1 protein-coding gene is annotated in these 1,500 nt (G+C 27.3%); it reads left to right on the top strand.

Annotated features, from left to right (window positions below; all coding sequences use genetic code 11):
• Nucleotide 1: 1 nt before the first annotated feature.
• Nucleotides 2–1,468 (top strand): hypothetical protein, encoded by a 1,467-nt coding sequence (locus B6S12_RS11265; protein WP_111230725.1) that lies wholly within the window; start codon nucleotides 2–4, stop codon nucleotides 1,466–1,468.
• Nucleotides 1,469–1,500: the final 32 nt, after the last annotated feature.

The raw sequence follows: 1,500 nt of genomic DNA, 5'->3' as shown, positions 1-1,500 counted from the left end.
TATGGCACAAGCTGAATTATTGGAGAATTTAAGTAAACAAGCTAAGTTTGCACAAAATGAAGAGGAAAATATAGTCTCACTTAAAGTAGCTTACCCTGAAGCAAGGGATGGAGAAATTGTTTTTAATCAAAAAAGAGCAACTTTTTTAAGCAATTATCTCTTAGAGAAAGAGAGTGTGGTAGATGCTACAAAACCATTTGCACCAGGGACATATATAGAGCTTGTAGCACCTTTATTTGAAGGAATAGATAATATTGAATGGGGATATAGTATAAAATATAGCACAGCCGATACCAAAGAAAAGATTGTAGAATATACAGCATTGGATATCCAAGAAACAAATTTTATTTTTTGGAGAAATCCTAAAGATGCAAATTTGGGCTTTTCGCATCAGATAGGCTTCTTTTTACCTTTACAAAGAGAACAAGAAGAAGAATTTAACGAATATAAAATTATTGTTTATGCTTTTAGAAATTCAATGGGAAGAAAACCCAATGAAAATGATCCGAGAATTACCATAGATATGAGTTTTAGAGTAGGAAAAGGCAATATAGAAGAATTTACTAGAATAGAGCAAGTAACACTTTACCAAAAAGCTTTAGAAGGTGATTTGGATTCTTGGAATAGTTTAAGACAAATTTGCAACATAAAGGAGGCAGTGGGTTTTTTAAAGGAGAATAAAAATCAATTAAAGAAATTTTATCATGAAAATCCAGCATATAACCTAATAAATGAAGATGGTAATCCTAAATATAATGTTGCTTTTGATTATTTTGGAATTTATCAACAACTAGCAGGAAAGATTGCTTATATATATTATAGATTTGATTTAGCTAATGAAGAATTCATTAAAAATGCAAGCAATGGAAATGAGTATTTAAAAACGAGAAAAGATTTTATAAATGCAGTTCAAAAAATTTTTATTAATGATTACAAACAAAAACTAAAAAATTGTTTTACTACACATAGCAATAAAGAATTTTATATTAAGAATTTTATTAATGATGTTGGCAAAAAGCTAAGAATTGCACCTTGTAAAAAAACAGATAATACGAGTTTTATGGATACTAAAGTTTTATGTATGCCTAAAGTTGTTATTAATAATAATTTAAGATATTTAGGAAGTTATAATCGTTTTAATAATACTATGAAAATTAGAATAGATTCTGACTGCAATGAAGAGATATTGGATAATCTTTTAGATACTATCATTCATGAATTAAGACATTTTTATGTCTATTATCAAATAGATAATGGAAATACTAATGAGTTATTACAGTTCATTTACTATAATGCAGGTTTTTTTTATGATAAGAATTTTGTGTTTTTTGGAGCTTTTAAAAAAAAATGTATGTTTTTTGATGAGAGTGCTTTAGAATGCAAAAGTAATCAAGAAACCCCTTTGTATTATTTACAACCAAGTGAAAGAGATGCGAGAATTTGTGCTTGTAAATTTATGCAGGAATAACAACAATGAATATAATCATACCAGATTTTGAA

It is taken from the genome of Helicobacter valdiviensis (genome assembly GCF_003245365.1).
In the GTDB taxonomy this organism is placed as follows: domain Bacteria; phylum Campylobacterota; class Campylobacteria; order Campylobacterales; family Helicobacteraceae; genus Helicobacter_D; species Helicobacter_D valdiviensis.
The sequence above is the reverse complement of the archived record's forward strand: the minus strand, read 5'-3'. Positions and strand labels throughout refer to the sequence as shown.